Genomic DNA, 7,129 nt, shown 5'->3' with positions numbered 1-7,129 from the left:
CCCGTTGCGCGGCCGCGCGGGAGGCAGCAAGATGCGTGCATCGTCCAGAGGCCCGCACGTGGTCTGCGAGTTGCACTTCGCGGCCAGCGAGCGAGCCGCGCGCGGCTCCTCGCATGGCGGCCCACACACGCCCCGCACCCGGTTCGGATCCGTGAAGACCAACACCCCCGCGCACCAGGCGAAGGCCACGCACCGGCACACCGGCGGGCGCACCATCCTCGTGCTGGGCGGCGGCGGCATGAAGGGGCTGGCGCACATCGGCGTGTGGAAGGCGCTCGAGGACGCCGGCGTGAAGCCCGACGCCATCATGGGCACCAGCATCGGGGCGCTCATCGGCGTGTGCCTGGCGGGGGGGATGGGGTGGCGGGAGCTGGCGCAGCTCGCCCGCTCGCTGCGCAAGGAAGACATCGTCTCCATCAACAAGCGCGCGATCTTCATGGGCGGCGTGCGCGAGGAGGCGGTCTTCGACGGCGAGCACTTCCTGCGCTACATCGAGCGGGAGCTGCCCATCCGCAGCTTCGCCGAGGCCAAGATCCCGGTGCGCATCAACACGGTGTCGCTCATCACCGGCACCGAGATCTGGTTCGGCAGCGACGTGGACGGCGACATCCCCGTGGCGCAGGCGGTGTACGGCTCGTGCGCGCTGCCCATCTACTTCCCGCCGCTCAAGTATGGCGGCGACGTGATGGTGGACGGCGGCGTGATCGACGTCTTCCCCATCCGCAAGGCGGCCAAGTGGGGCGAGCCGGCGGACCGCATCATCGGGGTGGACGTGGGGTCGGACCTGCTGCCGCCGGAGGTGAACTTCCTCAATAACGGGCTGCTGGCGGTGCACGACCGCGTGCTGGGGCTCAACCTCCAGGAGCAGCGCAGCCGCTGCCTGGACAACTACGACGGCCCGCCGCTGGTGTACATCCGCCCCAAGATCGGCCACCTGGGCGGCTGGGACTTCGAGCGCACGCAGTTCTTCCTGGAGGAAGGCTACCGCGCCGCCCGCGAGGCGCTGGACAAGGCGGAGGCGGCGTAGAGGTTCGGGGGATGTGGGGCGGAGCGGGGGGAGCCTGGCGGTTGAAACCGCGGCAACAGAGGCGCAAAGTCCGCCTTTGCGGACTCACTGCCAACGACGAGAGGCCCCGGCGCGGATGCCGGGGCCTCTCGTTTTCATCTGCCGAAAATAGTCCACCTGCCCGAATGTGCTACGGATGGTCCGGCGACGGTGACGTAGCGGCGGCCGTGGTGTCTGCGGCGGGAGCGAGGGCGGCGATGCGCTCCTGGATCTGCGTCACGGATGCGGCCATGCGGCGGGGGGCATGTGCGACGAACTGCGTGTAGGCATCCAGAGCGCCGGCGTTGTCGCCCGATGCTTCGAGCGCGACGCCCAAGTTGAGCGACGCCTCGGGCCACCACGGCTCGGCGCGGCTGGCGATGCGGAGCTGCATGGCGGCTTCGGCGTAGCTGGCGGTGTGCAGCAGCAGGCCGCCGTAGCGGAAGCGCACCAGCGGGTCGTCGGGCGCGAGGATCACCGCCTGCGCGTACTCGGCCAGCGCGGTGGCGGTGTCGCCCGTCGCGAGCGCCACGTCGGCGAGGGCGGTGTGAGCCGGGTAGAAGGCCATGTTCTCCACCAGCGCGTTCGCCAGCACCTCGCGCGCGCCGCGCAGGTCGCCCCGGGCTGCGTCGATCAGGCCCAGCTCGTACGCCAGCAGCTCCTTGCCCTCGTACACCAGCACCCGCTCGCGCTCGTCGCGGGCGCGCGACAAGTCCAGCATCCGCTGCGTCTCCACGCGCGCGCTGTCCAGCTGGTTCGCCGCGGCGAAGGAGAGCTGCCGTACCTCGCGGAGCGACATCTCGTACTTCTTATCGGACCGGAGCGCGGCGCCCGCCAGCCTGGCGGCTTCGGCGTAGCTGCCGTTGGCGTACGTGAGCATCGCTCGCATCCACCTGTCCACCCCGGTGAAGGGGGCGACGTGGGCGTAGATCAGCATGTCCAGGTTGCGCGAGAAGAACGGGTTGCGCAGCGTGGCCCGCCACCGGAGCGAATCGGCGGCCAGGACCTCGGGACGGCGGAACGCCGCACGATCGCCGCCGAACAGGATGCCCTGGTGGCGCAGCCAGAACGCCACCCACCGGCCCTGGAGCGGCTCCGGGCGGCTCGGGTCCAGGCGGCCGGCCCAGTAGAACGCCGCATCGGCTGCGGGCACGCTGTCCCACACCTGCGCCAGCCTGACGCCGCGGTTGTAGTACGACGACCACTCGTTCGGATCCGCCGTGTCCGGCAGCGCGGGCCGCGGCGGCGTTGGGGACGGCGCGGCGCCAGGCCCCTGGGCATGCGCGGCGGGTGCGCAGGCGAGAAGCACGGCGACGGCGGCGGCACGGAGAACGGCTCGCACGGAGGGGGACGGAATCGGCAGGTTGGGCATGCGACGGCAGAACGTGTGGACGTGGAAAGAGATGTCAGGGCTCGGCATCGGCCCGCATGGCGTCCGGACGCGGATCACGAGGCTGCTTATCGGATCGAAGGCGGCGCGGCGCTGCCTGCGGGCGCGAGGGCGGCGATGCGCTCCCGGATGCGCGCCACCGATTCCGACATCCGCCGCGGGGCGTGCGCGATGAACTGCCGGTACGCCTCCAGCGCGCCGTCGTTGTCGCCCGATGCTTCGAGCGCGACGCCCAGGTTCAGGTACGCCTCGGCCCACCACGGCTCAGCCTCGCTGGCGGCGCGGAATTGTGCGGCGGCGTCGGCGTATCTGCCCGTCCGCAGCAGCAGGACGCCGCCGTATCGGAAGTGCACCAGCGGGTCGTCCGGCGCGAGGGCCACGGCCTGGGCGTACTCGGAAAGCGCGGTGGCCGTGTCGCCGGTGGCGAGCGCAACGTCGCCAAGAGCCGTGTGTGCCGGGTAGAACGCCATGTTCTCGACGAGGGCGTTCGCCAGCACCTCTCGTGCTCCACGCAGGTCTCCGGCGGCCGCGTCGATCAGTCCCAGCTCGTACGCCAGCAGCTCCTTGCCCTGGTACACCTTCACCCGCTCATGCTCGTCCCGAGCGCGCGCCAGGGCCAGCATGCGTTCCGTCTCGGCGCGGGCGCTGTCCAGCTGGTTGGCGGCGGCGAACGAGAGCTGCCGCACCTCGCGCAATGCCATTTCCTGCTTCTGCTCCGAGCGCAGCGCACGGCCCGCCATCTCCGCTGCGCCACGATAGTCCCCGTCCGCGAACGTGAGCATGGACCGCAGCCACGGCGTAATCCGGATGAACGGGGCTACGCGCCCGTAGACGAGCGGGTCCAGGTCGCGAGAGAAGAACGGGTTGCGCAGCGTGGCGCGCCAGCGGAGCGAATCGTTCGCGAGCACCTCGGGACGACGGAACACCCCAGGGTCGCTGCTGAAGAACAGGCCCTGGTTGCGTACCCAGAAGGTGACCCACCGTCCCTGGAGCGGCTCGGGGCGGCTGGGGTCCAGGCGGCCCGCCCAGTAGAACGCGTCGTCCGCCCGCGCCGCCGTGCCCGGCTGCTGCGCGAGCGTCACTCCGGCGTTGTAGTACGACCTCCAGTCGTTCGCATCCGCCGTGTCCGGCAAGACCGGCTGCTGCGGCAGACTCACGGGTGCGGCGGGCGCCTGCGCGCTGACGGTGGACGTGCACGCGAGCAGGGCGAGAACCGCGGCGGCGCGAAGGGAGATGCGCATGCGAAGGGCTGCGGTATGAAGGGAGGATGGGAACCGGGCGGGGTGCTGCCGCGGAAACAAGCGTATCGAATCTGGCGCCCGCCGCCGCGTCTGTCGAGGTTTCGATGCGCCCGCGGCGGATCGAGAGACGGCGATCTGCCGAACCGGAACGCGGAGCGCGGGGACGCGGAACGGCGCGGGAGAGCGGCGCCGACGGTGAAACACGTCCGGCGGGATGCGCGTACTCCGGTGCGGCGCGCGCGGTTGTGCTTTCGCGCGCGCGGCGGGATATTCAACGCCTGCCACGGCCGCGCGAGCCGCCGCGGCGCCCTCCGGCCCAGCCCCCCGCGATGCCGACCCCAGCAGCGAAGAAACACGTGCCCAGACCCGAGCCCATCCGCGCGGAGCGCGCGGCCCCGACCGCGGCGAGCCGACCGGCCAAGAGCGAGACGCTGGAGTGGATCAAGTCGCTCGGCGTGGCGCTCCTACTCTTCCTCTTCATCCGCACCTTCCTGTTCCAGGCGTACTCCATCCCCAGCGGAAGCATGGAGAACACGCTGCTGGTGGGCGACTACCTGATGGCGAACAACACCGTGTTCGGCGCGCACGTGCCGTTCACGGACCTTCGCCTGCCCGGCATCCGCGACCCGCGCCACGGCGACATCGTGGTGTTCGACCCGGACTACAACCGGCCGGTGATCGACGTGGTGAAGCGGGTGATGGGCGAGCCGGGCGACACGCTGCAGATGATCGCCCACCAGATGTACCGCAACGGCAAGAAGCTGAACGAGCCGTACATCACGCTCTCGGACGCGCCGGACTACCCGATCCAGTACGTGGGCCAGCCCGGCTCGCTGGGGCCCGAGGTGCAGGCCGACCGGTACGGCTACCACTGGCACCTGGCCGCGCTGCCGGCGGGCGTGAACCACGCCACGTACCGGCCCACGCGCGACAACTGGGGCCCGCTGGTCGTTCCCGGGGGCCACTACTTTCTGATGGGCGACAACCGCGACGAGTCGCTGGACTCGCGTTTCATGGGCTTCATCCCGCGCGACGTGATCCGCGGCAAGCCGCTGTTCGTCTACTTCTCGTACGATCCCAACGCGGGCGCGCCGTTCCCCAGCGCCATCACCGCCGCCCGCTGGAGCCGCATCGGCCGCATCGTCCGGTAGCGCGCCGGGTCCCGCGCAACGGGAGATGCACGGCAGACGGCGCCGCCCCTCGGCAGAGGAGCGGCGCCGTCTCGCATCTGGAGCCCGGTTGAAGTCCGCCGATCTCCTGAAGCGGGGTGATGAGACGCCCCGCCGTCCACTTACGGCGACACGAGATCGTCCGCGGACTGGGTCATCGGCGGAAGGGCGCTTACGCTGGCGGGTAAGCCGAGGTAGTTGCGCCGCACGCGGATGCGCGAGGCGGCGGGATGCGGCGCGGCGGTTGCCCTCTTCCGGGCCGTGCCGCAGTACGGGCCTTCCCTCGTCTCGATCCCGATCCACGACACTTCCGGTCCAGGAGTATTCCACCATGCAGCAGCTACTCCGGCGCGCCATTCGCGCTGCCCTCGCCGCGGCGGTGATCGCCGTCCTTCCCGCCTGTGACGACTCCACAGGCTCCGGCAACGGCCGCGCGGGCTCCATGAGCTTCAGCTTCAGCGGCAGCACCAGCGGCTCCTTCGCGGCAGACGGCAGGATCCCGTCGGCCACCTCGTCGCGCTTCGACTACCGCCCGTTCGCGGCGGCGGTGCGGGCGGACAGCCTGGTGCTGCTGCTGGCGTACGACCACGGCAGCGGCACGCGCGGCGACCTGACGTCGTTGTTCCTGGAGCAGCCCACGCCCGGCCGCTCGTACTCGCTCGACGCGAACGCCTGCTTCCTGGCCGATCCCAGCGGCGCGAGCTGCGCCACGGGCTTCTTCCTGCGCAACACCGACCTGAACCAGGAGAGCGACGTGCTGGAGGTGCCCTTCTTCTTCACGAGCGGCACGGTGACGGTCACGTCGGTGTCGGACACGGAGATCGAGGGCACCTTCAGCGGCACGGCCGAGGCGGACGACGGCGTGCCCGGCACGGCCCTGCAGACGGTCATCGTCACCAACGGGCGCTTCAAGATGCCCATCGCCAGCAGCGACCTGTTCGGCGGCTCCACGCTCTCCCGCCTCCCCGCCGCCTCCGCCGAGCTGTCACGCCTGCCCGCCGCGCGGTAAAAGCCGCCGGACGACCGCGCTCTGTCGGCTTCCCGGTCCAGGCCGGCGGGAGCAGTCCGAACGAGTAGATGAAAACGAGAGGAGCCGCGCCCGGCAGATGGGGCGCGGCTCCTCTCTTTAGATCCGGGCGTCTGGCGTCAGTGCGCGGGAGCCGGGGCCGGCTTGTTCTCCATCCCCGGCGCCACGCGGTTGTCGAGCGCCGCCTGGTACACGGTGCGCAGCTCGTCCAGCTTCTTCTGCGTCTCCTGGTTGTTGGGGTCCGCGAAGCCCGCCATGCTCGCCATGCCCAGCGCGCCGCCCGCAAAGGTGATGGTGGTCCACATGGGCTCGCTCACGGCCGGGCGGGCGCGGTGCAGCACGGCCACGTTCGCCATCACCGAGCGCGCCTGGTCCGCACCCTTCGCGTTAGCCTCCATCTCGTTGGCCGATGCGGTGAGCTGCTGGAGGTCTGCCGCGCTGTAGCCGGAGCCGGCCTGCGCCTTCATCTGCTCGGCCTGGGCGCGCATCTGCTGGGCGGCCTGCACCTGCATCTCCAGCATGGGCTTGGCGGTGAGGTACGCCCCCACCTCGCCCATGCGGTCGCGCACCCACTCCATCTCGGCCGGGTTGTAGCCCAGGCTGCGGGCGGAGCGCACGTAGCTGCCGCCGATCAGGTCACCCGCGTGCGCCATGGTGCTGCCCGCGTCGGCGATGTTGCGCAGCGCGGCGAGCGTGCCGCCGTCCTTCGCGCGCTTGTCCATCTCCGCGATCTTGTCGTGGATGCCGCCGCTCTCCTTGCGGATCAGGTCGAACTGGAGGAGGCTGGTCTTGAGGTACTTGGCCACCTGCTCGTCGCTGATCACGCTGTCGCGGGGGGCGGTGAACGCGGCCGCCTCCTGCTCGGTGGCGGTGGCGGGCGCGTCCTGGTCCACGTCGGCGGGCTTGACTTTGGCATCGCCGTGGCCGCACGCGGCCAGCGACATGGCCAGCAGCGGCAGGGCCAGGCGCCGGGTGGGGAGGGAGATGGACATGGGGCTTACCTCCTGGAGCAGCAGGGACGGGAAGGCCGCTCCGCGGATCCGGCGCCACCGGAGCGGACGGGCCCTGCGGGATGCCGCGGGGCTCATCCGGCTACAGTGCATCCGTTTGGGTGCGCGGTCAAGCATTCGTTTCCGGCGCGCCGCGACTCCACTGGGAAGGCTCGACAGGCACGTGACGAGCGTGATGTCGCGCGTCTTTTAGGAGATGTGGCGCGGATGGGGCCCCCTCCCCCAGCCCCTCCCCCAAAACTGCCTG

At 70.9% G+C, this 7,129-nt stretch carries 6 protein-coding genes; 3 read left to right on the top strand and 3 right to left on the bottom strand.

Annotated elements, in window-relative coordinates; translation table 11 throughout:
* Positions 1-151: 151 nt before the first annotated feature.
* A complete protein-coding gene (locus VFE05_15005; GenBank protein ID HET6231380.1) occupies positions 152-1,027 on the top strand; it encodes a patatin-like phospholipase family protein in 876 nt (291 codons plus the stop codon).
* Positions 1,028-1,196: 169 nt separating this feature from the next.
* On the opposite strand, the gene VFE05_15000 is transcribed toward VFE05_15005, so the two are convergent.
* Both VFE05_15000 and VFE05_14995 read right to left on the bottom strand, forming a co-directional pair.
* Positions 1,197-2,387: a tetratricopeptide repeat protein gene (locus VFE05_15000; protein HET6231379.1), complete on the bottom strand. Its 1,191-nt coding sequence runs from the start codon at positions 2,385-2,387 to the stop codon at positions 1,197-1,199.
* Positions 2,388-2,503: 116 nt separating this feature from the next.
* Positions 2,504-3,676, bottom strand: a complete 1,173-nt coding sequence (locus VFE05_14995) for a tetratricopeptide repeat protein (GenBank protein HET6231378.1) — start codon at positions 3,674-3,676, stop codon at positions 2,504-2,506.
* A gap of 356 nt (positions 3,677-4,032) precedes the next feature.
* Here VFE05_14995 and lepB point away from each other — a divergent pair, with 356 nt between their 5' ends.
* Together lepB and VFE05_14985 are read left to right on the top strand one after the other, a co-directional pair.
* Positions 4,033-4,827: a signal peptidase I gene (lepB, locus tag VFE05_14990; GenBank protein HET6231377.1), complete on the top strand. Its 795-nt coding sequence runs from the start codon at positions 4,033-4,035 to the stop codon at positions 4,825-4,827.
* Positions 4,828-5,176: 349 nt separating this feature from the next.
* On the top strand, positions 5,177-5,854 hold the full coding sequence (locus VFE05_14985; GenBank protein ID HET6231376.1) for a hypothetical protein: 678 nt from the start codon (positions 5,177-5,179) through the stop codon (positions 5,852-5,854).
* A gap of 137 nt (positions 5,855-5,991) precedes the next feature.
* Here the strand turns inward: VFE05_14985 and VFE05_14980 are convergent, their stop codons facing one another.
* A complete protein-coding gene (locus VFE05_14980; protein HET6231375.1) occupies positions 5,992-6,864 on the bottom strand; it encodes a hypothetical protein in 873 nt (290 codons plus the stop codon).
* Positions 6,865-7,129 lie beyond the last annotated feature (265 nt).

The organism is Longimicrobiaceae bacterium, from assembly GCA_035696245.1.
Lineage (GTDB): Bacteria > Gemmatimonadota > Gemmatimonadetes > Longimicrobiales > Longimicrobiaceae > DASRQW01.
The sequence above is the reverse complement of the archived record's forward strand: the minus strand, read 5'-3'. Positions and strand labels throughout refer to the sequence as shown.